The 24,954-nt window shown below is 63.0% G+C and carries 27 protein-coding genes; 12 read left to right on the top strand and 15 right to left on the bottom strand.

Translation table 11 applies throughout. The features are described from left to right. Nucleotides 1-20 precede the first annotated feature (20 nt). Genes B5495_RS06075 through B5495_RS06085 form a run of 3 tightly spaced genes read left to right on the top strand, consistent with a single transcriptional unit; the run spans nt 21 to nt 3,637 of the window. Nucleotides 21-1,469, top strand: a complete 1,449-nt coding sequence (locus B5495_RS06075; protein WP_079552164.1) for a TrkH family potassium uptake protein — start codon at nt 21-23, stop codon at nt 1,467-1,469. Between the two features lie 36 nt (nt 1,470-1,505). Continuing rightward, on the top strand, nt 1,506-2,750 hold the full coding sequence (locus B5495_RS06080; RefSeq protein ID WP_079552166.1) for a TraB/GumN family protein: 1,245 nt from the start codon (nt 1,506-1,508) through the stop codon (nt 2,748-2,750). After that, nucleotides 2,747-3,637 carry a DMT family transporter gene (locus B5495_RS06085; protein ID WP_079552168.1) on the top strand — a complete coding sequence of 297 codons (891 nt, stop codon included), beginning with the start codon at nt 2,747-2,749 and terminating at the stop codon, nt 3,635-3,637. The genes B5495_RS06080 and B5495_RS06085 overlap by 4 nt, the downstream gene beginning before the upstream one ends. Before the next feature lie 6 nt (nt 3,638-3,643). Here the strand turns inward: B5495_RS06085 and B5495_RS06090 are convergent, their stop codons facing one another. After that, nucleotides 3,644-4,606, bottom strand: coding sequence for a bile acid:sodium symporter family protein (locus tag B5495_RS06090; protein WP_079552170.1), 963 nt, complete (start codon nt 4,604-4,606; stop codon nt 3,644-3,646). Nucleotides 4,607-4,612: 6 nt separating this feature from the next. Beyond that, nucleotides 4,613-5,338 carry a tRNA-uridine aminocarboxypropyltransferase gene (locus tag B5495_RS06095; protein ID WP_079552171.1) on the bottom strand — a complete coding sequence of 242 codons (726 nt, stop codon included), beginning with the start codon at nt 5,336-5,338 and terminating at the stop codon, nt 4,613-4,615. A 173-nt stretch (nt 5,339-5,511) separates the two neighbouring features. On the opposite strand from B5495_RS06095, the gene bioB reads away from it, so the two are divergent. From bioB to bioA, 6 genes are read left to right on the top strand one after another with little or no spacing between them, the layout of a single operon-like run. Beyond that, complete coding sequence (bioB, locus tag B5495_RS06100) at nt 5,512-6,564, top strand: biotin synthase BioB (protein ID WP_079552173.1); 1,053 nt, start codon at nt 5,512-5,514, stop codon at nt 6,562-6,564. After that, entirely contained in the window at nt 6,557-7,738 is a 1,182-nt protein-coding gene (gene bioF / locus B5495_RS06105; RefSeq protein WP_231897242.1) for an 8-amino-7-oxononanoate synthase, read from the top strand. Before bioB ends, bioF begins: the two co-directional genes overlap by 8 nt. Further along, nucleotides 7,735-8,505 carry an alpha/beta fold hydrolase gene (locus tag B5495_RS06110; protein ID WP_079552177.1) on the top strand — a complete coding sequence of 257 codons (771 nt, stop codon included), beginning with the start codon at nt 7,735-7,737 and terminating at the stop codon, nt 8,503-8,505. Before bioF ends, B5495_RS06110 begins: the two co-directional genes overlap by 4 nt. Then, nucleotides 8,502-9,308 carry a methyltransferase domain-containing protein gene (locus B5495_RS06115; RefSeq protein WP_079552179.1) on the top strand — a complete coding sequence of 269 codons (807 nt, stop codon included), beginning with the start codon at nt 8,502-8,504 and terminating at the stop codon, nt 9,306-9,308. Before B5495_RS06110 ends, B5495_RS06115 begins: the two co-directional genes overlap by 4 nt. A gap of 5 nt (nt 9,309-9,313) precedes the next feature. Then, the gene (bioD, locus tag B5495_RS06120; RefSeq protein ID WP_079552181.1) at nt 9,314-10,006 is read left to right on the top strand and encodes a dethiobiotin synthase; all 693 of its coding nucleotides are present in this window, start codon (nt 9,314-9,316) and stop codon (nt 10,004-10,006) included. Continuing rightward, complete coding sequence (bioA, locus tag B5495_RS06125) at nt 10,003-11,301, top strand: adenosylmethionine--8-amino-7-oxononanoate transaminase (RefSeq protein WP_079552183.1); 1,299 nt, start codon at nt 10,003-10,005, stop codon at nt 11,299-11,301. Before bioD ends, bioA begins: the two co-directional genes overlap by 4 nt. On the opposite strand, the gene B5495_RS06130 is transcribed toward bioA, so the two are convergent. The 3 genes from B5495_RS06130 to B5495_RS06140 all read right to left on the bottom strand — a co-directional run bounded on the left by B5495_RS06130 (nt 11,275) and on the right by B5495_RS06140 (nt 14,387). After that, entirely contained in the window at nt 11,275-12,000 is a 726-nt protein-coding gene (locus B5495_RS06130; RefSeq protein WP_079552185.1) for an SIR2 family NAD-dependent protein deacylase, read from the bottom strand. The genes bioA and B5495_RS06130 overlap by 27 nt on opposite strands. A gap of 28 nt (nt 12,001-12,028) precedes the next feature. Next, nucleotides 12,029-13,792 carry a bifunctional isocitrate dehydrogenase kinase/phosphatase gene (gene aceK / locus B5495_RS06135; protein ID WP_079552186.1) on the bottom strand — a complete coding sequence of 588 codons (1,764 nt, stop codon included), beginning with the start codon at nt 13,790-13,792 and terminating at the stop codon, nt 12,029-12,031. A gap of 79 nt (nt 13,793-13,871) precedes the next feature. Continuing rightward, the gene (locus tag B5495_RS06140; RefSeq protein WP_079552188.1) at nt 13,872-14,387 is read right to left on the bottom strand and encodes a CIA30 family protein; all 516 of its coding nucleotides are present in this window, start codon (nt 14,385-14,387) and stop codon (nt 13,872-13,874) included. A gap of 143 nt (nt 14,388-14,530) precedes the next feature. On the opposite strand from B5495_RS06140, the gene B5495_RS06145 reads away from it, so the two are divergent. Beyond that, on the top strand, nt 14,531-15,151 hold the full coding sequence (locus B5495_RS06145; protein ID WP_079552190.1) for a class I SAM-dependent methyltransferase: 621 nt from the start codon (nt 14,531-14,533) through the stop codon (nt 15,149-15,151). 13 nt (nt 15,152-15,164) lie between these two features. Here B5495_RS06145 and B5495_RS06150 read toward each other — a convergent pair whose 3' ends face one another. The 5 genes from B5495_RS06150 to B5495_RS06165 all read right to left on the bottom strand — a co-directional run bounded on the left by B5495_RS06150 (nt 15,165) and on the right by B5495_RS06165 (nt 18,710). Next, nucleotides 15,165-16,547, bottom strand: a complete 1,383-nt coding sequence (locus B5495_RS06150; protein WP_079552192.1) for a sodium-dependent transporter — start codon at nt 16,545-16,547, stop codon at nt 15,165-15,167. 77 nt (nt 16,548-16,624) lie between these two features. Further along, on the bottom strand, nt 16,625-16,801 hold the full coding sequence (locus B5495_RS14610) for a hypothetical protein (RefSeq protein WP_154045232.1): 177 nt from the start codon (nt 16,799-16,801) through the stop codon (nt 16,625-16,627). 48 nt (nt 16,802-16,849) lie between these two features. Continuing rightward, complete coding sequence (locus B5495_RS06155; RefSeq protein WP_079552193.1) at nt 16,850-17,065, bottom strand: DUF1653 domain-containing protein; 216 nt, start codon at nt 17,063-17,065, stop codon at nt 16,850-16,852. Then, entirely contained in the window at nt 17,065-17,934 is an 870-nt protein-coding gene (gene tcdA, locus B5495_RS06160; RefSeq protein ID WP_079552195.1) for a tRNA cyclic N6-threonylcarbamoyladenosine(37) synthase TcdA, read from the bottom strand. Before tcdA ends, B5495_RS06155 begins: the two co-directional genes overlap by 1 nt. After that, the gene (locus B5495_RS06165) at nt 17,931-18,710 is read right to left on the bottom strand and encodes a pseudouridine synthase (RefSeq protein WP_079552197.1); all 780 of its coding nucleotides are present in this window, start codon (nt 18,708-18,710) and stop codon (nt 17,931-17,933) included. Before B5495_RS06165 ends, tcdA begins: the two co-directional genes overlap by 4 nt. Nucleotides 18,711-18,941: 231 nt before the next feature. Here B5495_RS06165 and sodC point away from each other — a divergent pair, with 231 nt between their 5' ends. Then, nucleotides 18,942-19,475 carry a superoxide dismutase family protein gene (gene sodC / locus B5495_RS06170; protein ID WP_079552199.1) on the top strand — a complete coding sequence of 178 codons (534 nt, stop codon included), beginning with the start codon at nt 18,942-18,944 and terminating at the stop codon, nt 19,473-19,475. A 110-nt stretch (nt 19,476-19,585) separates the two neighbouring features. On the opposite strand, the gene bfr is transcribed toward sodC, so the two are convergent. The 5 genes from bfr to lptF all read right to left on the bottom strand — a co-directional run bounded on the left by bfr (nt 19,586) and on the right by lptF (nt 23,286). Then, on the bottom strand, nt 19,586-20,068 hold the full coding sequence (bfr, locus tag B5495_RS06175) for a bacterioferritin (RefSeq protein WP_079552201.1): 483 nt from the start codon (nt 20,066-20,068) through the stop codon (nt 19,586-19,588). 239 nt (nt 20,069-20,307) lie between these two features. Beyond that, nucleotides 20,308-20,514, bottom strand: coding sequence for a (2Fe-2S)-binding protein (locus B5495_RS06180; RefSeq protein ID WP_079552203.1), 207 nt, complete (start codon nt 20,512-20,514; stop codon nt 20,308-20,310). Nucleotides 20,515-20,585: 71 nt separating this feature from the next. Beyond that, entirely contained in the window at nt 20,586-21,071 is a 486-nt protein-coding gene (locus tag B5495_RS06185; RefSeq protein ID WP_079552205.1) for an RDD family protein, read from the bottom strand. 74 nt (nt 21,072-21,145) lie between these two features. Beyond that, a complete protein-coding gene (gene lptG, locus B5495_RS06190) occupies nt 21,146-22,210 on the bottom strand; it encodes an LPS export ABC transporter permease LptG (RefSeq protein ID WP_079552207.1) in 1,065 nt (354 codons plus the stop codon). Next, nucleotides 22,210-23,286 (bottom strand): LPS export ABC transporter permease LptF, encoded by a 1,077-nt coding sequence (gene lptF / locus B5495_RS06195; protein ID WP_172824530.1) that lies wholly within the window; start codon nt 23,284-23,286, stop codon nt 22,210-22,212. Before lptF ends, lptG begins: the two co-directional genes overlap by 1 nt. A gap of 107 nt (nt 23,287-23,393) precedes the next feature. Here lptF and B5495_RS06200 point away from each other — a divergent pair, with 107 nt between their 5' ends. Beyond that, nucleotides 23,394-24,914, top strand: coding sequence for a leucyl aminopeptidase (locus B5495_RS06200; protein ID WP_079552211.1), 1,521 nt, complete (start codon nt 23,394-23,396; stop codon nt 24,912-24,914). The last annotated feature ends 40 nt before the right edge of the window (nt 24,915-24,954 follow it).

Here is a 24,954-nt window from a genome sequence, read left to right on the forward strand (position 1 = left end):
CACAAGGAGCCACGCCGACCATGAGCCTGCGGGTGATTCTGCGTATACTGGGGCTTTTGCTGATGCTGTTCAGCCTCACCATGCTGCCGCCAATGCTGGTGTCGCTATGGTTTCGCGACGGCGCATGGAACGCGTTTGCCATCGGTATCGCCATTACGGCGATCACCGGCCTGATGCTTTACCTGCCCAACCGCCGCGAGCACAAGGAGCTGCGCATCCGCGACGGCTTTCTCATCGCGGCGATGTTCTGGACGGTGCTGGCGCTGTTCGGCTCGCTGCCGCTGATGCTTTTCGGCGAAGCGGCGCTGTCGCTGACCGATGCCGTGTTCGAGTCGTTCTCCGGGCTTACCACCACCGGTGCCACGGTCATCACCGGAATCGACTTTCTGCCCGAGTCCATCCGCTACTATCGCCAGCAGCTACAGTGGCTTGGCGGCATGGGGATCGTGGTGCTGGCCGTAGCCATTCTGCCCACGCTGGGCGTCGGCGGCATGGCGCTGTATCGCACCGAAATCCCCGGCCCGCTGAAAGATTCCAAGCTCACCCCGCGCATCACCGAAACCGCCAAGGCGCTCTGGTACATTTACGTCACGCTGACCATCGCCTGCACGCTCGCCTACATGGCCGCGGGCATGGACTGGTTTGATGCCATCGGGCACAGTTTTTCCACCGTGGCCATCGGCGGGTTTTCCACCCACGACGCCAGCATCGGCTTTTTTGACAGCGCCGCCATCGAGTTGATCTGTGCCGGGTTCATGCTGATTTCAGCGTTCAGCTTCAGCCTGCACTTTATTGCCTGGCGCGAAAAACGCCTGCTGCACTACTTTCAGGACCCCGAAGCGCGGTTTCTGATGCTCTTCCTGCTCGGGCTGGTCAGCATCACGACGATTACCCTGTGGCTGACGAATACCTACGACACCAGCCTGGGGCTGCGCCACGCGTTGTTCGAGGTGGTATCCGTTGCCACCACGTCGGGGTTTTCCGTGGCGGACTTTTCCACCTGGCCGGGCGCCCTGCCGTTTCTGCTGTTTGTCGCGGCCTTTGTCGGCGGCTGTTCCGGCTCCACCGCCGGCGGGATGAAGGTCATCCGCATTATCCTGATCCTGAAGCAGGGCATGCGCGAGGTCATGCGGCTGATCCACCCCAACGCGGTGATCGCGGTCAAAGTGGGCAAGGTCAGCGTGCCCGACAGCATCGCCCAGGCGGTGTGGGGCTTTTTCTCGGTCTACGTGATGCTGTTTTTCCTGATGATGGTCGGCGTCATGGCCACCGGCGTCGATCAGATCACCGCCTGGTCGGCCGTGGGCTCAGCGCTCAACAACCTGGGGCCGGCGCTGGGCGAAGCCAGCACCCACTACGGCAACATGCCCGCCTTTGCCAAATGGGTGCTGGTGGTTGCCATGCTGCTCGGACGCCTGGAAATCTTTACCGTACTGGTGCTGTTTACTCCCGCTTTCTGGCGCCGCTAGCGGCGCCTTTCATTTGCCGACGATCGAGACTCCTGCATGAGCGAAGATGAAGTGCTGTCACCCGCGCCCAATGCGCTACCTGCGACCAGCGGGCCGTTAAAAACCGTCACCGTAGGCGCCACGCAATACACCCTGCTGGGCACCGCCCACGTGTCCCGGGAAAGCGCCGACGATGTCGACGCGCTGCTGGCCACCGGTGAGTTCGACGCCGTGGCCATCGAGCTGTGCGCCGCGCGCCACCACAGCATGACCCAGCCCGACGCCATGGGCGAACAGGACCTGTTTCAGGTATTCAAGCAAGGGAAAGCCGGCATGGTCGCGGCCAGCCTGGCGCTGGGGGCCTTTCAGCAGCGCATCGCCGAGCAGTCGGGCATTCAGCCGGGCGCAGAAATGCGCGCCGCGGTAGAGCAGTCGGAGCGGCTCAAGCTGCCCTTGTTGCTCATCGACCGCGACGTCGGCACCACCCTCAAACGGGTCTATCACAGCGTGCCCTGGTGGCAGCGTTTCGGGCTGCTGTCGGGGCTTCTGGGCAGCGTGCTCTCGCGGCAGAAAATTTCCTCCGAGGACATCGAAAAGCTCAAGGAAGGCGACGTGCTGGAAGCCACCTTCAGCGAGTTTGCCGCCGAATCCGAAGCCCTGTATACGCCGCTGATCCGCGAACGCGACCGCTACATGGCGCTGCGTCTGGCCGAAACCGCGCCGCCCGGGCGCTATCGCCACGTGCTGGTGGTGATCGGTGCCGGGCATCTGCAGGGCACCGGCGAGCACCTTGATGCACCGCTGCCGCAGGCGCCTGCCGAAGAGCGGGAAACCCTTGAGGCCACGCCGGCGCCGTCGAAAATCTGGAAGGCACTGCCCTGGGTGGTATCCGCGCTGGTGTTGATCGGGTTTGCCATCGGCTTTTCGCGCAATACCGATCTGGGCTGGCAGCTGGTCAGCGAGTGGTTTTTGATCAACGGCGTGCTTTCCGCCGGCGCTACCATTATCGCCCTGGCACACCCGGTAACGGTGCTGGCGACGTTTGTCGCCGCCCCGCTGACTTCCTTGAACCCGACCATCGGTGCGGGCTTTGTCGCTGCCGGCGTCGAGCTTTACATGCGCCGGCCCAAGGTGCGCGACTTCGCCACGCTGCGCCACGACGTCACCCAGCTGAAAGGCTGGTGGAAAAACCGCGTTTCGCGCACGCTGCTGGTGTTTTTATTCGCTACCCTCGGCTCGGCCGCCGGCACCTGGATCGCCGGCTTTCGCATCGCCGGCGCGCTGTTTGGCGGGGAGGCGTGAACCACGCGCGTGCCTCCTGGCAGGCTGATGCCCTGCTGCTGCTCGTCACGCTGATTGCCGCCGCCGGCTGGATTTTCTCCAAGGAAACCCTGGCCGGCATGCCGCCCATCGGCTTTATCGGCACGCGATTTCTGCTCGCCGGCGTCCTGCTCGCAGGCTTTGCCTGGCCGGGGCTGCGCCGACTATCTGCGGCGGCACTGCGGCGCGGGCTGCTGGTCGGCCTGCTGTTCAGCGCCGCCATTGCCTTTTGGGTGCTGGGGTTGGCGCATTCGCACCACCTGGGCGAAAGCGCTTTTATCAACAGCCTGGGCATTCTGATGGTGCCGGTCGTGGCGCGCCTGCTGTTCGGCGAGCAACCGCCGCGCACCACCTGGGTCGCCATGCCGGTGGCGCTACTGGGCTTTGCCCTGCTGTCGTTAAATACCGGCTTTCGGCTCGAAGCGGGGCAGCTGTTCATGCTCTGCTCGGCGGCGTGCTTTGCGCTGCTGATCAACGTCAACATCCGCGTGGTGCGCCACCTGCCGGCGCTGCCGCTCACCGCCTTGCAGCTGCTGGTGGTTGGCCTTGTGCTCACGCCGGCCTCGTTTGCTTTTGAGCACGGCGCCTATGCCCTCACCCCGGCGATTTGGGGCTGGTTTCTGTCCAGCGCCATTCTCGCCAGCGCGCTGCGGTTTTTCCTGCAGATCAAGGGCCAAAGCCTGACCACGCCCAGCCACGCCTCGGTGATCCTGATGCTCGAAGCGGTCTGGACGGCGCTGTTCGCCGCCCTCTGGTATGGCGAAACCATGACCGCTCTGCAGCTGGGCGGCTGCGGGCTGATCTTTCTCGCCCTGCTGATCAACCGCTGGCAGTGGATTGCCACCGCCCTGCGCCGCAGGCGGCCATAGCCCGTTCTAGCGAGTCACAGGACGCGACGTTTCTCCCGCCAACTCGCCTTCTCCTGACAAGGGGCGGCGCTTCCACCACCCGGCGAGCAAAGAGCCGGAAACGTTATGCCAGACCGAGAAAAGCGCTCCCGGCAAGGCCGCGCCGGCGGTGAAAAACTGGTTGGCAAGCGCGACGGCCAGGCCAGAGTTTTGCAACCCGACCTCAAAGGCAATCGTGCGGGCGGTACGCTCATCAAAGCGCATGGCTTTCGCCAACGCATAGCCGCCCGCCAGCCCCACGCCGTTGTGGGCAATGACAGCCAGCGCCACAATCGGGCCCAGCGTGGCCAAACGATCTGCATTCAAAGCCACCACAATGGCAATAATCAACACGATGGAGAGCATCGCCAAACTCGCTAGCGCAGGCTCTACCGCCTTGATGCGCTTGCCCAGCAGATGATGCACCACAACGCCCATCACAATGGGGCCGACCACCAGCTGCGCGATACTCAAAAGCATCCCCGCGGCCGGCACATCCACACTTTTCCCGACCAGTAGCAGGGTTAAAAGCGGCGTGGCCACCACGGAAATCAGCGTCGAGACCATCGTCATCGAGACCGACAGCGCGACCCGCCCGCCGGCAAGCCAGGTCATGACGTTGGACGATGTGCCGCCGGCGGTAGCCCCCACCAGCACCATTCCCACGGTCAGTTCCGGCGACAAGGAAAGCACGCGGGAGATGGCCAATGCCGCCAGCGGCATGATCAAAAACTGCAAGACCACGCCAACCGCAATCGGCGCGGGAGATTTCACCACGCGGGCAAAATCACTGCCCGAGAGCGTCAGTCCCATCGCGAACATGATCACCATCAGCAGCAGCTTGATCTGCCCCGCCAACCCTGTAAACCAATCGGGCACCACTGCGGCCACCACGGCCAACAGCACCGCCCACACGGGGAAAAGTCGATTAAAACGCTCGAAATACCGCATTATTTTTCACTCCTGAACAAGATGTTGCCGCGCCAGCAGCCGCTGCATGGCGGGGCTTGGCGTTTCGATCTTACGGTGGCCACGGCTGGCCGCGTAGCTTTGGTTGAAGGCATCAAAGTAGTCGTCGAGCACGTCGGCGGCATTGGCGTCGCCGCCCTGGCGTAGAAGCTCTGCGGCCACTTCCGCCGTGCACAGGTGATCGATGGAGGCCGGTTTGCGCAGCCGATAGCGGGTTTCGCGTGTGGTGCGCAGCGGCAGTACCGGCAATCGATCCAGATAGGGGCTTTTGCGAAAAATCCGCCGCGCCTGACGCCAGGTGCCATCCAGCAGGATATACACCGCCACTTTACCCGCCGCCTGCGCGCCTGTTACCGCGTCAATGCCCACCACGCGCCCGCTATCGTAGTCGGGCTGGTCGTCGGGAAACACCACAAAGGGCGCGTAGCGCGAATCATCCAGCAACGCCAGAAGCGTTGGGTCGGGATCGGTGCGGTGCCAGGTAAACACCCGCGTCTCCTCCAGCACATCGCCAATCAGCCGGCCGGTATTGGTCGGCTTGTAGTGCTCCATGCGGTGGGTAATCAACCATATCTGAGCACGGCTTTTGGCACTGACTCGATACGGGCACAGGCAGTTCAGCGCCGGCAGGTTGCACTCATCACAGCGCACCACAAAGCTGCCCCGCGCCTTGAACTCGCCGCGTACCGGCTGAGGATGTTCCTCACGCTGCATGTGCGCTCCCGCTGCTTGTCATAAAGCGTGCAGTATAAAGCAGCCGCCGCCGCGTGACGACGCCGCGCCCTTGTTGACGCCCACCATGTAAACCATTTTATTTTTTCGGGTTGACATGAAATACGTCGCATCGCTAAAGTCCCGTCAACTTAAAAAACATATAAGGTTGACACATGACCGAGACCGCCGCGCCACGCAATGACTGGACCCTTGAACAGATCAATGCCCTGTTCACCCTGCCGTTCAACGACCTGCTGTTTGACGCTCAGAAGATACACCGCGAACACTTCGAGCCCAACGCGGTGCAAATCTCCACGCTGCTGTCGATCAAGACCGGCGCCTGCCCCGAAGACTGCAAATACTGCCCCCAGTCCGGCCACTACAATACCCAGCTGGAAAAGGAAAAACTGATGGCGGTGGACAAGGTGGTGACCCAGGCGCGCGCCGCCAAGGAAGCCGGCGCGAGCCGCTTCTGCATGGGGGCGGCTTGGAAAAGCCCCCGCGAGCGCGATATGCCGGCGGTCGAGGAAATGGTCCGCCAGGTGAAGACGCTGGGGCTTGAAACCTGCATGACGCTGGGCAGCGTGGACAACGCTCAGGCTGGCCGGCTGGCCGAGGCCGGGCTTGACTACTACAACCACAACCTCGACACCTCGCCGGAGTACTACGGCGAGATCATCACCACCCGCACCTTCGGCGAACGGCTGGAAACCCTCGACCACGTGCGCGGCGCGGGTATGAAGGTGTGCACCGGCGGGATTCTGGGCATGGGCGAAAGCGATCGCGACCGCAGCGCGCTGCTGCAACAGCTGGCCAGCCTCTCCCCGCACCCGGAGTCGGTGCCCATCAATATGCTGGTCAAGGTGCCGGGCACGCCGCTGGAAAACGTCGAAGACATGGACCCGCTGGAGTTTGTCCGCGCCATTGCTGTAGCGCGCATCATGATGCCGAAAAGCCATGTGCGCCTTTCCGCCGGGCGCGAGAACATGAGCGAGCCCACTCAGGCGCTGGCCTTCATGGCCGGGGCCAACTCGATCTTTTACGGCGACAAACTGCTGACCACCGACAACCCCCAGGCCGACCTCGACCGCGCGCTGTTTGCCAAACTCGGGCTGCACCCCGAAACCCGCGAGACCTGCGAAAGCGAAGCGCTTCACGACGAACGCCTTGCTCGGCAGGCGCATGCGGCCAAAGCCGACGCCTTAGCGGTGGATGCCAGTGCCTGAGCCCGTCTCTGCAACAGCGTCCGAATCAGTAGCGAACACAACGCCCTGGCCCGAACGCCTGGCCACCGCGCGCCATGAGCGCGAAGGCGCCCAGCGCTGGCGCCGCCGGCGGGTTAACCACGGCGCGGCGCTGGATTTTGCCGGCAACGACTATCTGGGGCTCGCGCTGGATCCGCGCGTCGCCGAGGCCGCGGCCGTGGGCGCACGCCGCTTTGGCGCAGGCGCAGGCGCTTCGCATCTGGTTAGCGGCCATTTGGCCGTCCACGAGGCGCTGGAAAACGCTCTGGCCGAGTGGCTCGGCCGCGAACGGGTATTGCTGTTTTCCACCGGCTACATGACCAACCTCGGCGTGCTTCAGGCGCTGGCCGACGGCGAGACAGCGGTGTTTCAAGACCGCCTCAATCACGCCTCGCTGATCGACGGTGCGACGCTTGCCGGCGCGCGTTCCCGGCGTTTTCATCACCGCGACAGCAGCGATCTGGAGCGCCTGCTTGCCCGCAGCCGCGCCGCGCACCGGCTGATCGTCAGCGACGGCGTGTTCAGCATGGACGGCGACGTCGCCGACGTTCACGCACTGGCCAACGCGGCCCGCCGGTACCAAGCTTGGCTGATGATCGACGACGCCCACGGCATCGGCGTGCTCGGCGAGCACGGCGGCGGCTGTAGCGAAGGCATGGGCAGTGCTGAGGTGCCGGTATTGGTCGGCACGCTGGGCAAAGCGCTGGGCACCGGCGGCGCCTTTGTCGCCGGAGACGCCGCGCTGATCGACCACGTCACCCAGTTCGCACGTAGCTACGTGTACACCACCGCCCAGCCGCCGGCAGTGGCCAGCGCTACTCTCAAAGCGCTTGAGATTGTGCGCAGTGAACCCGAACACCGTGCCCGCCTTAACGCCAACATCGCCACCTTTCGCCGCGAAGCCCAGCGTTTGGGTCTGCCGCTGGCCGATTCAACCACGCCGATTCAGCCGCTGATGCTGGGTGACGAGGCGCGCACGCTGCGCTGGGCCACCAGCCTTGAGCGTGCGGGCATTGCCGTGGGTGCTATTCGCCCGCCCACCGTGCCTTTGGGGCAGGCGCGACTGCGCATTACGCTCAGCGCGCGGCATACCCAACACGATATTGCACGGCTGCTCGATGGCCTTGCGCAGTGCCAGCGCGAGGTGGCGCCATGAGTACCGCGTTACGCTTGACGCTGCTTTCCGGCTGGGGCGTGGATTCGCGCATTTGGCAATCGCTCGCCCCACATTGGCCGGAAGGCGTCAACGTTACTACGCCCAACTGGCCGGGGTATTCTTTATCACGGGACGAAACTTCAACACGGGCCGACACCACGCCCGCGCTTGTCGAACCGGCCAGCCTGACCGCCACCGCTGACGCCATGACCGATAAGTTGGCGCCAGACAGCGTTTGGGTCGGCTGGTCGCTCGGCGGGCTTTTAGCAACTGCGCTGACCGCGCATCTGCCCGCCCCGCAAGGGCTGATTCTGCTGGGCGCCGGCGCGCACTTTTGCACGGCGGGCGGCGTCACGCCCGACGCCCTTGCCGACTTCACCCGCGCCTTTGAGCGCTCGCCCACGGCAACGTGGCGGCATTTTTTGCGCTGGCAAACTCGCGGCGAGCCTTCGCCCAGCGCGGCTTTTCGTGAGCTGAGCAGCCTGCTGGGCAGCACTCCGCCGGCAGATACGGCCACCCTTGCCGCGGGGCTTGGCTGGCTAAGCACGCTGGATAACCGCGAGCGGCTGGCCGCCTTGCCCTGCCCTGTAACGCATCTGGCGGGGAAAAACGATCCGCTATTAGGCGCCGAACCACAGGCCGAGCGGCTTGTCACGCGACTGACCCAGGCCGGGCACTGCCCGATGGTGTCTCAGCCCGCCGCGCTGGTTGAGGTGCTTCACCGGCTAGCCGCCGGTATGACCACGCGCCCCGTGGAGGCATCATGACCACGCTTGCTTTGCAACGCGATACACCGCTAACGACCGACTGGCAGGCGCGGGTTGCCCGGGCGTTTTCTCGCGCCGCGCCGCGCTACGACGAGCTGGCCACCGCTCAGCAGCGCATCGGCGAGGGGCTGTGGCAGGCGCTCCCGACTAACGCGTCAAGCGTATTGGACGTGGGCTGCGGCACCGGCTACTGGACCCAGCGCCTGGCCGAGCGCTACCCGGCCGCCCGCGTTATCGGCGTGGATATCGCCCCCGGCATGCTGGATCAGGCACGAAACCGCCCGACCCGCGTTGACTGGCGCCAGGGCGATGCCGGCGCGCTGCCCGTTGAGAGCGCGAGTATCGGGCTGGTGTTTTCCAGCCTTGCGCTGCAGTGGTGCACCGATATGGACGCCGTGATGGCCGAATTTTCCCGGGTGCTCGCCCCCGGCGGGCGGGCGGTTATCACCACGCTGCTTGCCGGCACGCTCGAAGAAATCGCCTTTGCCTGGCAGCGCCCCGAGGCGCTTTTGGCTTATAAAAGCGCCGCCCACTATGGCCGCGCCGCCGAATCCGCCGGGCTTGATGTGGTGCGCCAATGCGAGCACCGCGAACGCTACTACTACCCCGATATGCGCGCGGTGATGGCCTCGATCAAGGGCGTGGGCGCACAGGTGCCGCGTCCCAGTTCCAGCGCTGCGCTGACTCGCCGCGACGTCGAGGCCGCCGCCGCCCGGCTGGAAACGCGCCGCACCCCGCAGGGGCTGCCGGTCAGTTACCGCTGCCTGACGCTGACGCTGGAACGGCCATCAACCCCGGAGTAACTGCCATGAGCACCTATTTTGTTACCGGCACCAACACCGATGCGGGCAAAACGCTGGTGACCAGCGCGCTGCTCTATGCGGCGCGGCGCCGCGATTACTCCACCCTCGGGTTAAAGCCCGTGGCCTCGGGCAGCGACGTAACCGAAAGCGGGCTGCGCAACGCCGACGCGCTGGCGCTGCAGGCGCACAGTGCCCCGCCGGTAGCGTATAGCACCGTCAATCCGTTTGCCTTTGCTCCGGCCATTGCCCCGCATCTGGCCGCCGCAGAGGCCGGCCGCCCGCTCAGCGCCGCCGCCATTATTGATGCGCTCAGGCAAACCCTAAAACAGACGCCGCGAGATTTTACTCTGGTAGAAGGCGCCGGCGGCTGGCGGGTTCCGCTCAACGCCGATGAGGATTTTTCTGAGCTGGCCGCCGGGCTCAAGCTGCCGGTGATCCTTACCGTGGGGCTGACGCTTGGCTGCCTGAATCACGCCCGGCTCAGCGCCGAAGCTATCGCCGCCGACGGCCTCAGGCTTGTCGGCTGGGTGGGCAGCGCGATTGACCCCGCGTTCAGCGCCGACACGCCGCGCTTCACTGCCAACCTTGAGCTGCTGGAGCGCAAGCTGGGCGCGCCCTGTCTGGGCATTATTCCTCACCTTAAAGCGCCCTCCGCCGAGGCGGCATCAACGTATTTGACCTTACAGGAACTGCAATGACTTCCCCCGTCTGGCACCCCTACCAGCGCCTGAACCATTCCTCCAACCCGGCCCCTAAACCACCCAAGGTAGTCGGCGGCGACGGCGCCTACTTCGAGTTGGAAGGCGGCGAGTGGCTGCTCGACGCCTGCTGCTCGTGGTGGTGCATGATCCACGGCTATCGTCACCCGCGCCTTGTTCAGGCCATTACCGACCAGGCGCAAACGCTGTGCCACGTGATGCTCGCCGGGCTTACCCACGACCCCGCCGAGCAGCTTGCCCGTGAATTGGTGCGCATTACGCCCGAGGGGCTGAACCACGTGTTTTTCATCGACAGCGGTTCGGTGGGCATGGAAGTGGCGATGAAAATGGCGCTGCAGTATCACATCCTCACCGATCGTCCGGAAAAGACGCGCATGCTGGCACTCAAGCGCGGCTACCACGGCGATACCAGCGGCTGCATGGCGGTGTGCGACCCGGACAACGGCATGCACCGGCTGTTCAGCCCGCTTTTGCCACAGCACCACTTCGCCCCGGCGCCAACCGCCCCTTTTGATGCTGCCCCCGACGACGTCGAGGGCGACCTTGCCGCCCTGCGCGAAGTGCTCGAGCGCCACCATCACGAAATTGCCGCGCTGCTGATGGAGCCGTTGCTGCAGGCCGCCGGCGGGCTGAACATGACCTCGCCGCACTACCTGCGCGGCGCCCGCGCGCTATGCGACGAGTTCAACGTGCTGCTGGTATTTGATGAAGTGGCCACCGGCTTTGGCCGCACCGGCAAGCTGTTTGCCGCCAACCACGCCGACGTGACGCCGGATATCATGGTGCTCTCCAAGGGGCTGACCGGCGGCTACATCGGCCACGCCGCGACGCTTGCCACCGACCGCGTCCACGACGCCTTCAGGGGCGACAGCGACATCCACGCCTTTATGCACGGCCCCACCTTTATGGGCAATCCGCTGGCCTGCCGCGTGGCGCTCGAGAGCCTGCGGGTGTTTGAGGAAGACGACTATCTGGGCAAGATCGCCCGGCTGAGCGAGGTATTAACCCGCGAGCTGAAGGACGACGCCGCACTTAACGCCTGTGACGCCGTGGCCGACGTTCGCGTGCTCGGCGCCGCCGCGGTGATCGAAGTCCACGACGCTAGCGCGCTTGACGGCGTGCGCGAGTTTGCCCGGGAACGCGGCGTCTGGCTGCGCGCCTTCGGCCGCTGGATGTACACCATGCCCGCCTACATCACTAGCGAAAACGACCTGCAAAAAATCACCAACGTGATGAAGGCGTGGTTTTCATCCGGCCTCGCGGACCAACGCTAATTGACCCTCGCGCTGCCACTGGCGGGTAAGCGCGGGCACGCCCTCGCCCGCGGTCGCGCTGAGCGGCTGCACGCCGGGCGGGCTTAACGCACGGGCGTTGGGGTCCACCAGCGCGCAGGGAACCTCCACGTTGAGGTAGTCAAGCAGCAACGCCGCCGGCATAACGGCCAGCGACGTGCCTACCACCAGCAGAAAATCCGCCTCTTCGACCAGCGCACAGGCCTCGTCAAACAACGGCACGGGCTCGCCGAACCAGACCACGTCGGGGCGCAGCTGGCTGCCCATGTCGCACAGGTCACCCAGCGCAATGCCGCCCCTGGGCAGCGGATAGCGCATGCGCGCATCGACGCTTGAGCGGGCGGTTAAAATCTCGCCGTGCAGGTGCAACACGCTTTTAGAGCCGGCGCGCTCGTGCAGGTCATCGATATTCTGGGTGATGATGCTGACGCGAAACCCGGCCTGCTCAAGCCCGGCGAGCGCCTTATGCGCAGCGTTGGGCCGGGCACGGCGCACCTGCTCGCGGCGGCGGTTGTAAAATTCGAGCACGCGGCCGGGGTCGCGGCGAAAGCCCTCGGGCGTGGCCACGTCTTCAACGGCGTGGTTTGCCCACAGGCCGTCGCTGGCGCGGAACGTCTCGATGCCGCTTTCAGCGCTGATGCCCGAACCGCTGAACACCACCAGATGCGGCGTCTGGGTCATGTCGTCCTCGCTTTTGGGTCGAAAGCACTCAGTGTATCAGCGCCGCCCGGGCGCCGTTAAACCGCTGTTTGTTGCGATACGGATAAACGTCGATCACCCGGCCGGCGCGAATGTCCTGCTGCAGGCCCTGCCAGTAGGCCGGGTCGAAAATTTCCGGGTGCAGGCGATAAAACTGCTCGCGGCGGGTGGGGTTGGCGATCAGGAACGGCCCGAATTCTTCGGGGAAAATATCGTTCGGGCCGATTGAAAACCACGGCTCGCCAGCGAGTTCCTGCTCGGGGTGGCTCGGCTTGGGAATCGCGCGAAAATGGCAGTCGGTGAGGTAGCTGATTTCGTCGTAATCGTAAAAAATCACGCGCCCGTGGCGGGTGACGCCAAAGTTTTTCAGCAGCATATCGCCGGGAAAGATGTTGGCCGCCGCCAGCTGTTTGATGGCATTGCCGTAGTCTTTGAGAATCGTCAGCTGCTCGGCTTCGTCACAGTCTTTCAGGTAAAGGTTGAGCGGCGTCATCAGGCGTTCGGTGTAGCAGTGGCGGATAATCACCTTGTCGCCTTTCAGCGCCACCGTGGAGGGTGCAACTTCGAGCAGGTGCGCCAGGCAGTCGGGGTCAAAGTGATCCTGGCGGGCAATAAAGTTGGAGAATTCCTGAGTATCGGCCATGCGCCCCACGCGGTCGTGGCGTTTGACCAGGCGATATTTTTCGCGCACCTGATCGTGGGTCACGTCCTTGGCCGGATCAAACCTGTCCTTGATGATCTTGAACACCGTCTGGTGCGACGGCAGCACAAATACCGCCATCACCATGCCGCGCACCCCCGGCGCGATGATAAAGCGGTCGTCGCGCCGGGCCACCTGATGATTGAGCGCGCGGAAAAACGCAGTCTTGCCGTGTTTGAAAAAACCGATGGCGGCGTACAGTTCGCTTTCGGATTTTTGCGGCATCAACGTCTGCAGGTAGCCCACGAACTCGTTAGGTACCGGCACGTCGACCTGAAAGTAGGCGCGGGTAAACGAAAACAGAATCGAGACTTCGTCGGGTTCGATCAGCACGGTATCCAGATGCAAACAAGCGATGCCGCTGCGTTCCTCGCCGTCCTCGCCGTGCAGCACCGGCAGGATCAGCGGCACCTGCTCGCCGCCGCCGCGAATGCGCCCCACCAGATACGCGCCCTTGTTGCGGTAGAACACGCTGTGCAGCAGCTCGATCTCGGCATTTTCTGCCTGCAAAATAGCGTCGGGCAGGTGCTCGCGCAAAAATTCGGCACCCAGCGCGGCGTCTTCTTCCGCGTCGGCGAATGGATTGTCCAGCGGTGCCTCGGTTAACGCCCAAACCAGCGCGGCCTGCCAGTCGTCATTGACCGACTGGCGCCGGCACAGCTCAATGCCCGAGCGGCGCGGGGCATCTTCCCGAGAGCTGTACACAAACATCCAGTCGTTGCGGATGTGGCGGTGATGAAAGATCGAGCAAAACAGCGAGTTGAAAAACGTCTCGGCCAGTTCGTAGTCCAGCCGATGGCTGATTAGCTCGGCGTAGCGGCTGCGCGCTTCACGCCAGTAGTCACAGTGGGCCAGCACGTCCTGATTGAAGGTGCGCTGCAGGCGCCCCAGAGTGTCGTCGACTTTCTCTTTGTACAGGTTGATACGCCCGGCGTTGGCCTGCTGGGTTTCCTGCCAGGCGGCGTCGCGAAAGCGCCGGCGGGCGTCGCCGGTAATGGCCTGAAAGCGCGTGCGATATTCGTCAAAGCCGTGGAGTACGGTGGCGGCAAGGCGATAGGCGGCGGAAAGTTTCACGAGTATCTCCTGTGCGTTTCATCAAGCTTCGCTGAACCCGAAACCACACGCGAGACGACTTTGGTGGCGCCTGCCGGCCTTACGCTATCGCTTCAATGTGGCTCAGGCGCAGACAGAACGCTCCGGCTTGGCGGTCGGCAATCAACAGGCCGAGCTGATAAATCGTCTCGGGCGACAGCGCCGGCGCCTGAACCAGACGCTTACCGCGGTGCACGGCTTCAAACTCGCCCCACCCGAAGCGCAGGGTTTGCCATTCCCCTGCGTCCGGGGTAAACGCCACGCGGTAGGCGCTGGTATCCCCCAGTGTGTGGCTCTTCAGGCGCAGCTGATAGGTGCGCCCGTCGCCATATACGCGCAGGGCGATACCCTCGGCAGAAGCCAGCGTGCGTTCAAAGGCCTCGGGTTCGCGGCGCACCGAGGCAAACCCGCCGCCGTTGTCCAGCGAGGTTTCACCCACAAAGCGCCCTTCGCCCTCCGCGACGTGAAAGCCGCTTTTCGATACGCCGCCCATGACCCCATCATTCACCGCATACCAGCGCCCGGCCTCGGTTTGGGCTTCATCAGCGGCAAGGCGTGAAAAACATACGCTACTCATTAAAACTCCCTGACCCGCATCGTTGATGGGTTTGCTGCAACGTTTTTCATAGCGTTCTCCACGACGGCTCCCACAACTCTAGACTAGACTCAGCCGGTGGGTCACGCTTAACGCCCACCTTCATGCGTTACCCGGAGCCCGTCATGTTTAATACCACCGCGTGGAATCGCTTGCGCTACACCGCCTACGCGCCGCTGTATGACGCGATAGCCGGACGTGTGCTGCAAAAGCCGCGCGAAGCGGCGCTGGCTCAGGTGGACTGGGAAGCGGGTATGCGCGTGCTGCTGGTGGGCGCCGGCACGGGGCTTGATCTGCCGTTTCTACCGAGCAATATCGAGCTGCACGCCACCGATCTGTCAGCGGCGATGATCAAGCGCACCGCCAAACGCGCGACTCACCTGCGCCGCGATGCCAACTGCCGCGTGATGGACGCCGAGGCGCTTGACTACCCCGACGCGCATTTTGACGTGGTGGTGATGCACTTTATCGTCGCGGTGATGCCCGACCCCGCACAAGGGCTTGCTGAGGCGCATCGCGTGCTCAAGCCCGACGGCCAGCTGTGCCTGCTGGACAAGTTCCAGCCTGATCACCGCCCCGCCGGCACCGGGCGCCGCCTGCTCAACGCCGTCACCTCAGCCATTGCCACCGACATCACCCGCCAGGCGACGCCGTTACTCAGCGGCGCGGGCTTTGCCGTACGCTGCGATACGCCGGTGCTGATGGGGTCGCTGTTTCGTGCGCTTATTGCGGCCAAGCAAAGCTGAACGTTCAGACTATTCAAAGCAGGTTATACAGAAACACAGTGGCGATACCGGCAGGCGTCACGAACTTGAGTATCAGCATAAAGGCGTTGAAGGCGCCGCCTTGCAGACCAATGTCTTCAGCCAATCCATCCCGCGTGACGGCCCATCCGGCAAACAGGGCAATAGCCATCCCACCGAGAGGCATCAGGACGTTGGAGACCAGAAAATCCAGCAGATCGAATACCGTCTTGCCTTCGAAGAAACCCATGAAGCCCAGCGGATACACCTCGCCCCACACGTTGAAAGACAGCACCGTGCCGATGCCAATGAACCAAACAGCGATTCCACCACCCAGCGCGCTTTTAATTCGGCTGGCGCCTTTATGTTCCTCAAGCCATTCCACCACGGGTTCCAGCATGGAGATGGCTGAGGTAATGGCCGCCACCAGCAACAAGGCAAAGAAGAGAGTGCCAAATATAATACCGCCGCTCATCTGCCCGAAGGCCAACGGCAGCGTCACAAAAATAAGCCCTGGCCCGGCGCCGGGTTCCAGACCGTTGGCAAACACCAGCGGAAAAATAGCCAGCCCCGCCAGCAACGCCACGCCGGTATCCAGCACGGCGATGGTCATGGCGGTTCGGGCAATGTTGATGTTTTTCGGCAAATAGGACCCATAAGCCATCAACACACCGATACCGATACTCAGCGTGAAAGCCGCATGGCCAAGGGCGATCAAGACGCCCTCGGTCGTCAGGCGGCTAAAGTCCGGTGAAAACATGAACTCAACGGCGCGACCAAAGCTGCCGCTGTTCATGGCGTAAATCACCATCACGATAAGCAATAGAAACAGCATCGGCATCAGTATGCCGACCGCTTTTTCAAGGCCTGAACGAATCCCCCGCGCCACGATAAATACCACGATAGCCATGAACACAGAATGCCAGAGCAACAGCTCCCAGGGATTCGCCAGCAGGTTATTGAACTGCCCGCCAATGGCCTCTGCATCGGCACCCACGAACATCCCGACCGCCGCCTTGCCGATGTACACCAGCGCCCAGCCGCCGATCACCGCATAGAAAGACAGCACCAGAAACGACGCCACCACGCCATTCCAGCCGATGATGCGCCAGCCTTTAGCTGTGCCCTCGGTTTGCGTCAACGTGCGCATGGTGGCAATCGGACTCTGCCCGCCCCGGCGGCCGAGCATGATTTCAGCGATAAGCACCGGCACGCCGATAAGGAAGATACAGGCGAGATACACCAGTACAAAAGCACCGCCCCCGTTCTCACCGGTAATGTAGGGGAATTTCCAGATATTCCCCAGACCCACGGCAGAGCCCGCAGCCGCCATAATAAACGCCAGCCTGGATGTCCAGAGATTACCCGCCTGCTGGTGGGCATGCACCGTTTCACTCATTGCGTTCTCCGAATCATTGTTGTTGTCGGATCGTCATGGTTAAAAATCTATGCACATTTTGCTCAACCCTATGCACCTCACCGGCCGATGGCGTGGCAATAGCACAACGTACTAGAAGCCAGCGGCTGCGCACCGGCCGCCGGTTGAACGCTCGCTCGGGCGTCGCTGTCGTCAGCAAAGAAGCTCATCAGCGCCATCACGATGATGGAAAGCACAAAGTAAATGGCCAGCCGCTTCCAGAAGCTTATTTTCATGGGAAAGGTCCTTGATTGTGGGGGCATATCGGGTATCGGCAGACAACGCTAGAACGCTTTTTCCAGGGCAAAACGCGGCCGGGTTTGCCCGTCTTGTTCGACCGTTTCAGTAAACATGGCAAGCGGGCGCACCCACAGGCCGTATTCGCCGTAAAGCGCGCGGTAGACCACCAGTGTCTCTTCATTTTCGCTGTGCTGTGCGCTGCCCAGCACTTCATACAGCGCGCCTTTGTAGTGGCGATAAATACCGGGAACGGGGGGCATTACGTTGTCTCTCCTGACGGGGTTGATGAACTGCCGGAGGCCGCCGCGTGCGACGCCCGGGCTTTTTTGGCCAGGCGCGCCAGCACCTGCGAGGCGGCAACAAAGCCGAAGGTACCGGTCACGAACGTCGCGGCGCCAAAGCCGCTTTCGCAGTCCAGCCGCGTGGACTCACCGCTGGCCGGCTTTTGCTTGCATACCTCGCCGTCGGGCGCCGGGTAGGTCAGCTGTTCCTCGGAATACACGCACTCCACCGCAAAGCGACGCTTGAGGTTGCGCGAAAAGCCGAAGTCGCGGCGTAGCCGCGCGCGCACCCGGGAAAGCAACGGATCGTGCAGGGTGCGGGTCAAATCGGCCACCCGAATGCGCGTCGGGTCGGTTTGCCCGCCCGCCGCGCCGGTCACGGTGATGGGCATTTTGTGGCGTTTGCACCAGGCGATCAGCGCGGCCTTGGCCACTACGCTGTCGATAGCGTCGACTACGTGGGTCGCTTCCCGCGGGATGCGTTCGTCAAGGTTGGTGGGCGTGGCGAAGGCGGTATCGGCGACGACCTCGATCTCGGGGGCGATCAGCCGGCAGCGCTCGGCCAGCACTTCGACCTTGGGACGCCCTACGGTGCCGTCAAGCGCGTGGAGCTGGCGGTTGACGTTGGAGATACAGACGTCATCCAGATCGATCAGGGTGAGCTTGCCGACCCCCGAGCGCGCCAGCGCCTCGACCGTCCAGCTGCCCACACCACCCACGCCCACTACCACTACGTGCGCGTGGCGAAACGCCTCGGCGGCGCGCGCGCCGTAAAGCCGGCGAATGCCGCCAAAGCGCAGGGCATAATCACTGGAGGGCATATCGCTATCGGCAGGGGTCTGGGTCATATCAAGCTCGCGGTTGATTTAAGGGGCGGCGCGTTTGGCAAGACGCGCTGGCGGTCAAGCGGCAGGTGGCCGGCCCAGCCAAAGCGCTGGAACAGGGCTTGCATGGGCGTATCCAGCGCGCACTCAAGTTCGATGCGCTGGCCCAGCAGCGGATGTTCAAAGACCAGCTGCGTGGCCGCCAGCAGCAGCCGTGGTGCCTCGAGGCGCTGGGCAAAAAAGCGGTTGTGCACGCCTTTGCCGTGCCGGGCGTCACCAATGATCGGATAGCCGCGCCGCGACAGATGCCGGCGGATCTGGTGGCGTCGTCCGGTCAGCGGCCGCGCCTCCACCAGCGAGTAGCGCGCTTTGGGGTAGCGGTCGACCTGTACCGGCAGCTCGACGCTATCCAGTCGGGTAATCTCGGTGGCCGCCGGCATCGCAGGCATCTCGGCCTTGGGGCGAATGCCGTCTTCTTCGCGCAGCGCGTACTCCAGCCATTCGTGCTCGGGGGCCGCGCCGCGCACCACCGCCAGGTAGCGCTTGTCGACCCGTTGCTCGCTAAATGCCTCACACAGGCGGGCGGCCACCGCGGACGACAACGCAAACACCATCACCCCGGACGTCGGCCGGTCAAGCCGATGCACCGGGTAGACGCGCTGGCCGATCTGGTCGCGCAGCCGCTGGAGCAAAAACTCGGTCTCACCGCGCGACAGCGCCGAACGATGCACTAAAAGCCCCGACGGCTTGTGCACGGCAACCAGGTGTTCATCCTGATAAAGGAGTGTCAATGGCGGCATGGGCGCCTCCTGCAAAACAGGGCGCTATTGTCGCGGCTTGGCGTCAAGATGTCATCCACGCCGTCGAGCCGGCCAACTGCCGGCGCTAATAAAGAACGCTTTGTGAACATGGGGGGTTATCCAGGTGCGTCATTGGGTCACGGCGCAAAATTTTGCTAGGCTCAAAGGCAGAAGATTACCTCTTGGCCTGCCCGCTAGCGGGTCGCTTAACATCCGCAAGGAGAAATCACCATGCGCTACACCGCACCGTTTACCGGTATTGCCGCCTCGCTGCTGCTGGCCGCCTCGGCCCACGCCGCCGATACGCTGGACGTTGACATGCACAGCGTCAGCGCCGATGGCGTCGGCGATTCTCTGGGTACCATGACACTTGAGCAAACCGACCACGGGCTGCTGCTCACGCCAACGCTTGAAGGGCTTGAAAGCGGCATTCACGGCTTCCACGTCCACCAGAACGCCAGCTGCGAAGCGGACGACAACGACAGCGGTGATACCGTCGCCGCCCTGTCTGCCGGCGGCCACTATGACCCCGAGTCTACCGAGACCCACCAGGGCCCCTACGGCGATGGCCACCTCGGTGATTTGCCGGTACTCGCCGTCAATGAAAACGGCGAAGCCAACCTGCCTACGCTGGCGCCGCGCCTTAGTCTTAAAGACATGAGCGGGCGCAGCCTGATGATTCACGCCGGCGGTGACAACTACTCCGACGAGCCGCACCTGGGCGGCGGCGGCACCCGCGCTGCCTGCGGCGTCGTGAACAAATAAACGGCGCAGTAAACTGCAAGACGCGCTGCATAGCACAACAAACGGCACAGCAAAACGGGCAGGTCATATGGCCTGCCCGTTTCAGCATCACGCTACCCTGTCGACGGCGTTTATTCGTCGCCGGCCATTTGCATCTGGCGCTGCATGTAGTTCTGGATACCCACTTTCTCGATCAGGCCCAGCTCGGTTTCAATGTGATCGATATGGTCTTCTTCGTCGGCCAGCAGGTCGCGCAGCAAGTCGCGAGTGACGTAGTCCTTGACGCTTTCGGCGTAGGTCACGGCTTCGATGTAGTCGTTACGGCCGTCGTGCTCGATTTTCAGGTCGGACTCGAGCATTTCCTTGACGTTCTCGCCGATGTGCAGCTTGCCCAGATCCTGCAGGTTGGGAATGCCCTCGAGGAACAGGATGCGCTCGATCAGCTTGTCGGCGTGCTGCATTTCTTCGATGGATTCGTCGTATTCCCACTTGGCCAGCGCCTTGAGGCCCCAGTCCTTGTACATTTTGGCGTGCAAAAAATACTGGTTGATCGCCACCAGCTCGTTGCCCAGCGCAATATTAAGATGCTCGATAACTTTCGGATCGCCTTTCATGACACCACCTTTTGGTTGGGCATTGCCCGCGACAATGCCAAAAATGCTTGATGGAACACTGCCCACGGCAATGCCGCAAACAATGCGGATCAGGCCTGGACGCATCCAGACGCGATCAACCAGGAGTTACAGGCACAACAAAGCCGACTCCCAGGATGTCTGGAAGTATAGGCTAAAAAACAAAAAACTTAAACGAATCATCACGTTGCTAACGCTAAATATAACAAGATAGATTCGCGTCAGACGGCGTAAGAAAGCCCCATACTGGCCTCGGCGCGCGCCTCACTGAGCGCTTCGCGGGTGACGGACTTCGCTACGCAGACGCACTTGCCGCACTGGGTGGAACACCCGGTCGCGTCGCGAACGTCTTGCCAGCTGCGCGCGCCGTCATCCACTTCACGCCGAATCTGGTGGTCGGTTACTCCTTTGCACACGCAAACATACATGGCAACACCTCATACAAGACATGCCACCAATGTAAATGATTCCCATACATCTTTGCAAGTGATAACGCCACCTATTGCTTTTTCCCCGCCTTGGGCAATACCACAGTGCGCGTATCGGAGGCGAGATCCGGCCAGCTGCGTTTTTCCGCATCAAACAGCACCCACCAGTACCCCATCCCCAGTGCGGCCAGCGACACCCAGGCCACCATGCAGCGCATCAGGCTCTGAAACAGGCTAATCGGGCCGCCATCCAGCGTTTGCACCCGCACCCGCCAGGCCTGCATGCCCAGCGTCATGCCGGCGCGGCGCCAGCAATAGGTAAAAAAGGCCGCCGTCGAACACACCAACAGCAGGCGCAGCGTGGCCACGGCCAGGCTGCCGGTACCGATACTTTCGGCACTGTGGCCCAGCACAAAGCGCATGAACGCCAGATGCGCCACCGCCACCACCAGCCAGATGGCCAGCACCAAAAAGCCGTCATAAAGCATCGCCGCCAGCCGCCTGGGCAAGGCGGCCGGCGTTACGCTATCCAGCTGGGTAAAACGTCGTTGGGTCATGAAAGTCTCTTTAACAAAAGCGAACCAGGGGCTGTGCGAAAAATCGTCGAGCGCAGGCACTTTTCGGGCAGCACCTAGCCGTTGCGGCGCAGCAGAAACAGTCCCGCAGCCGCGCAGACAAGGGTCGGCACCAGCACCGCCCATACCGGGGAAAAGCCGAAAATCGTCGAGGCAGGGGCGAGCAAATCCTGGGTGTACTTGAAGATCAGCCCGGTGATCACGCCGTAAAACACCCGCGTACCGGCGGCCACGGTGCGCAACGGCCCGAACACGAACGAGGCGGCAATCAGCACCAGCGAACCCATGGTCAGCGGCAGCAGCATTTTCTGCCAGAAGTACAGCAGCGGCTGCTCGGCATTACGCCCCTGAGATTCAAGAAAGCGGGCGTAGGCGTAAAGCTCGCTGGGTGACTGACTGGCAATATCGCGCAGCAGCCGCTCAAGCTGCATGGGCGTCAACGCCGTGCCCCAGGTCTCGCTCTGATGGTGCTCGGTTTCGGTACGCTCGGGGTAAAAGCGCGTGGTGGACACATTGGCCAAACGCCACTCGCCGTTCTCCCAATAGGCGCGCTCGGCGTAGGACGCCTCGATCAACCGACGGTCGTCAAAGCGGTAGCGCAGCAGATCCAGCACCACGTCATCGGCGCGGATGGCGCCAAAGCGGTACACCCGATCATCTTCGATCTGCCAGGCGCTGCGGCTGGTCAGCAAGGCGCCCTCGCCCATGCGCTGCTCAAACTGCCAGGCTTCGGCAAACTGTTCGGTGCGCGGGCTGACAAACTCCGCCACAAAAAGCACGGCTACCACGACGAGCAACACGGGTTTCATGACGCCCCAGACGATGCGTGAAAGCGAGCGCCCTGCCGCGCGCATCACGGTCAGCTCGTTGCTGGAGGCCATGCTACCAAGCCCTATCAGCGCCCCGATCAGCACCGCCACCGGCGCGTATTGATAAAACCGCCAGGGCAGCCGCATCCCCAGATACAGCAGCACGTCCAGGCTGCTGTAAGCGCCCTGCACGTCACCCAGATCGTCAATATAGGCAATAATGAAATCAAGCCCCAGCAGCACGGCCTGCACCACGATAATTGACGCCAGCACGGTGCGCGCAATGTAGCGGTCCAATCGATCCATCAGCATTAGCGCATCCCCTTGCGTTGCGAGTGCCATAACAGCCCCAGGCCTAACGCCAGAAACACGCCGTGAATCGGCCATACGCCGAGTGCGGCAGGCAGCGTGCCGGCGTCGATGGCGTCCATCGCGGCCAGTAGCAAGCTTAGATAAGCCACGTACAGAAACACCGCGGGCAACAGCTTGGCAAAGCGCCCCTGACGCGGATTCACCTTGGATAAGGGCTGCGCTATCAGCCCCAGCACAAACACCATCAGCGGCAGCCCGGCCCGCCACTGCCACTGTGCCTTGGCAGCGGGGTCATCGCTTTGCCACAGCGCCGCGGTACTGCGGTATTCTGCGGCATCCAGCTCACGGCGATCACCGCTCAGCCCCAGACGAATGGTATAGCGCTCAAAGGCCAGATGCTCGGCGCGGTTCTCGCCCGGCGTCACCCCAAAGCGGTCGCCTTCCTCGAGGACCAGAAAGCGGCTGCCCGTTTCGTCACGAATTTCCTGATAGCCCTGCGCAGCCCGGGTAACGTAGTTGGGCATATCTTGACCGCGGTTGCCCAGCTCATGGACGAAAACATCTTGCATCTGCTTGCCGTCACTGGAAAACCCGCTGATATAGGCCGTTCGCCCCTCGCCGAATTCCTGAAAGCGCCCGGGTGTCAGTATTGATGCATCCAGCCGGCTGCGCTGCTCCTGGATGATTTCTTCGTTGAGCATGCTGCCCCAGGGCGTCAACCATACGCTGCACAGGCCCACCAGTACGGCGACCACCACCGAGGGCAGCAGCGTGATTTGTAGCAGCCTCAGCGGGCTGATGCCGCAGGCGACCATGACGGTAATTTCGCTGTTCATGTAAAGCTGACCATAGGCCAGCAGAATGCCCAGAAAAAACGCCAGCGGCAGCACCAGCTCCATAAATCCCGGCAGATGAAACAGCATCAGGTTGCCAAGGATGGTGACAGGGAAATCGCCTTCTGCCGCGTTGGCAAAATAGCGAATAAAACGGCTGCCCATAATCACCAGCAGCAGGATGCCAGCCACCGCCGACATGGTGAGCAGCACTTCGCGGGTTAGGTAGCGAAATAAAATCAACGCGGTCTCCGGCCAGTCTCGCAGGTTGCCATGCAATGCGCCCATGGCTTGGGTACACTGGGGGCATTATCCCGATTCTCACAATGCTTGTCTTGTTTGGAGACGCCATGCAATTTTCCGTTCAGACTGCCAACCCCGCCAAAGCCGAAACCGACTGCGTTGTGGTGCCCGTGTTCAAGGACGGCGAGCTGCTGCCCGCCGCCGCCAAACTGGACGACGCCAGCGAGCGGCTGATTGGTCAGCTGGTGGAACGCGGCGACTTTGACGCCGCCCTTGGCAACGTGCTGATGGTGCCCTTTGCGCCGGGGCTTTGCACCGCGCGCCTGATGCTGGTCGGCCTTGGCGAACGGAAAAAATGCCGGGAAGCCGCATTTCTCAAAGCGCTCGACGCCGCCTGCGAGGCGCTGATCAAGCTGCCTGCCGACGACGCCGTCATCGCCTTTACCGACGTGCCGCTTGACGAGCGCGACAGCGCCTGGAAAGCGCGCAAGACACTCGAGGCCATCGTCCGTGCCGGCTACCGCTTTGACCAGTTCAAATCGAGCCCCGCGCCGTTGCCCAGTCTCAAACGGCTGACGCTGACCGCCCGGGACAGCGACGACGCCCGGCGCATCGAAGACGGCGCGCGCGAAGGGCTCGCCATCGGGGACGGCATCAACTACACCCGTACGCTGGCCAACCTGCCCGGCAACGTCTGTACGCCGCGCTACCTCGCCGAACAGGCCGAGGTGCTGGCGGCAGAGTCCGGCGGCGCGCTCACCGCCGAGGTCCTCGACGAAGACGCGCTGGAAGCCCTCGGCGCGGGTTCGCTGCTCTCGGTGGGGCGCGGCAGCGTCGAGCCCACACGGCTGATCGTGATGCACTACCGCGGCGCCGACGACCCCGACGAGGCGCCCCACGTGCTGGTGGGCAAAGGCATCACCTTTGACTCCGGCGGCATTTCGCTCAAGCCCGGCGCCGGCATGGATGAAATGAAATTCGACATGGGCGGTGCGGCCAGCGTCTTCGGCACAACCCGGGCGGTGCTCGGCATTCGTCCCAAATTGAACCTGGTGTTTATCGTCGCCGCGGCGGAAAACATGCCCGGCAGCGCCGCCACCAAGCCCGGCGACATCGTCACCACGCTCAAGGGGCTGACCGTCGAAGTGCTTAACACCGACGCCGAAGGCCGCCTGGCGCTGTGCGACGCGCTGACCTACGCCGAACGCTTTGAACCGGCAAGCGTGGTGGATATCGCCACGCTCACCGGTGCGGTGATCACCGGCCTTGGCCACCACGCCAGCGGGCTTTTGTCCAACGATGATGATATCGCACTGGACGTGCTCGACGCCGGTGAAACTGCCTGGGACCGCGCCTGGCATCTGCCGCTGTGGGACGAATACCAGCAGCAGCTGGACTCCAACTTCGCCGACCTGGCCAACATCGGCGGCGCACCGGCGGGCACCATTACCGCCGCGTGTTTTCTGTCGCACTTTGCCGACCGCTTCCCCTGGGCGCACCTCGATATCGCCGGCACCGCCTGGCATTCGGGCAAGCAGAAAGGCGCCACCGGCCGTCCGGTCGGGCTTCTGACCCAGTACCTGCTGGATCGGCAAAACGATGCTGACGTAGAACCCAGCGAGCGCTAATATAGAATGCCCTGGCGGGCGTTAGCGCCCGCCATTGGTG

It is taken from the genome of Vreelandella subglaciescola (assembly GCF_900142895.1).
Classification (GTDB): domain Bacteria; phylum Pseudomonadota; class Gammaproteobacteria; order Pseudomonadales; family Halomonadaceae; genus Vreelandella; species Vreelandella subglaciescola.

Excerpts from the sequence above, each read along its gene's own strand:
- tcdA (WP_079552195.1), bottom strand. The coding sequence starts at position 17,934 with ATGACCCAGACCCCTGCCGATAGCGATATGCCCTCCAGTGATTATGCC.
- B5495_RS06145 (WP_079552190.1), top strand. The coding sequence starts at position 14,531 with ATGTTTAATACCACCGCGTGGAATCGCTTGCGCTACACCGCCTACGCG.
- bioB (WP_079552173.1), top strand. The coding sequence starts at position 5,512 with ATGACCGAGACCGCCGCGCCACGCAATGACTGGACCCTTGAACAGATC.
- B5495_RS06150 (WP_079552192.1), bottom strand. The coding sequence starts at position 16,547 with ATGAGTGAAACGGTGCATGCCCACCAGCAGGCGGGTAATCTCTGGACA.
- B5495_RS06155 (WP_079552193.1), bottom strand. The coding sequence starts at position 17,065 with ATGCCCCCCGTTCCCGGTATTTATCGCCACTACAAAGGCGCGCTGTAT.
- B5495_RS06075 (WP_079552164.1), top strand. The coding sequence starts at position 21 with ATGAGCCTGCGGGTGATTCTGCGTATACTGGGGCTTTTGCTGATGCTG.
- bioA (WP_079552183.1), top strand. The coding sequence starts at position 10,003 with ATGACTTCCCCCGTCTGGCACCCCTACCAGCGCCTGAACCATTCCTCC.
- B5495_RS06090 (WP_079552170.1), bottom strand. The coding sequence starts at position 4,606 with ATGCGGTATTTCGAGCGTTTTAATCGACTTTTCCCCGTGTGGGCGGTG.
- B5495_RS06185 (WP_079552205.1), bottom strand. The coding sequence starts at position 21,071 with ATGACCCAACGACGTTTTACCCAGCTGGATAGCGTAACGCCGGCCGCC.
- B5495_RS06180 (WP_079552203.1), bottom strand. The coding sequence starts at position 20,514 with ATGTATGTTTGCGTGTGCAAAGGAGTAACCGACCACCAGATTCGGCGT.
- sodC (WP_079552199.1), top strand. The coding sequence starts at position 18,942 with ATGCGCTACACCGCACCGTTTACCGGTATTGCCGCCTCGCTGCTGCTG.
- B5495_RS06110 (WP_079552177.1), top strand. The coding sequence starts at position 7,735 with ATGAGTACCGCGTTACGCTTGACGCTGCTTTCCGGCTGGGGCGTGGAT.
- B5495_RS06165 (WP_079552197.1), bottom strand. The coding sequence starts at position 18,710 with ATGCCGCCATTGACACTCCTTTATCAGGATGAACACCTGGTTGCCGTG.
- B5495_RS06140 (WP_079552188.1), bottom strand. The coding sequence starts at position 14,387 with ATGAGTAGCGTATGTTTTTCACGCCTTGCCGCTGATGAAGCCCAAACC.
- bioD (WP_079552181.1), top strand. The coding sequence starts at position 9,314 with ATGAGCACCTATTTTGTTACCGGCACCAACACCGATGCGGGCAAAACG.
- B5495_RS06130 (WP_079552185.1), bottom strand. The coding sequence starts at position 12,000 with ATGACCCAGACGCCGCATCTGGTGGTGTTCAGCGGTTCGGGCATCAGC.
- bfr (WP_079552201.1), bottom strand. The coding sequence starts at position 20,068 with ATGAAAGGCGATCCGAAAGTTATCGAGCATCTTAATATTGCGCTGGGC.
- B5495_RS14610 (WP_154045232.1), bottom strand. The coding sequence starts at position 16,801 with ATGAAAATAAGCTTCTGGAAGCGGCTGGCCATTTACTTTGTGCTTTCC.
- B5495_RS06115 (WP_079552179.1), top strand. The coding sequence starts at position 8,502 with ATGACCACGCTTGCTTTGCAACGCGATACACCGCTAACGACCGACTGG.
- lptG (WP_079552207.1), bottom strand. The coding sequence starts at position 22,210 with ATGCTGATGGATCGATTGGACCGCTACATTGCGCGCACCGTGCTGGCG.
- B5495_RS06200 (WP_079552211.1), top strand. The coding sequence starts at position 23,394 with ATGCAATTTTCCGTTCAGACTGCCAACCCCGCCAAAGCCGAAACCGAC.
- B5495_RS06095 (WP_079552171.1), bottom strand. The coding sequence starts at position 5,338 with ATGCAGCGTGAGGAACATCCTCAGCCGGTACGCGGCGAGTTCAAGGCG.
- B5495_RS06080 (WP_079552166.1), top strand. The coding sequence starts at position 1,506 with ATGAGCGAAGATGAAGTGCTGTCACCCGCGCCCAATGCGCTACCTGCG.